At 60.5% G+C, this 253-nt stretch carries 1 protein-coding gene; it reads left to right on the top strand.

Annotated elements, in window-relative coordinates; all coding sequences use genetic code 11:
• A partial coding sequence (locus ACRHNM_RS17460; protein WP_431137918.1) for an aminotransferase class III-fold pyridoxal phosphate-dependent enzyme occupies positions 1-253 on the top strand: 253 nt, incomplete at both ends.

Genomic DNA, 253 nt, shown 5'->3' with positions numbered 1-253 from the left:
ACTGGGCAGGAATTGGGGATATGAGAAAAAGGGAATTCCGGATGGAGGGGGCAAGGTCATCGTCTGCCTGAACAACTTCCACGGCCGGACCATCACGATTATTTCCGCATCCAATGACCCGGTGGCCACCGAGCATTTCGGGCCGTTTACCCCGGGTATCGTCCCGACCCCGTACAACGACCTGGAAGCGCTGGAAGCTGCCATGGGGCCGGACGTAGCTGCTTTCCTGGTGGGACCCAATCCGGGGGAGGCC

Source organism: Psychroserpens mesophilus, assembly GCF_050617655.1.
In the GTDB taxonomy this organism is placed as follows: domain Bacteria; phylum Bacteroidota; class Bacteroidia; order Flavobacteriales; family Flavobacteriaceae; genus Psychroserpens; species Psychroserpens mesophilus_A.
The sequence above is the reverse complement of the archived record's forward strand: the minus strand, read 5'-3'. Positions and strand labels throughout refer to the sequence as shown.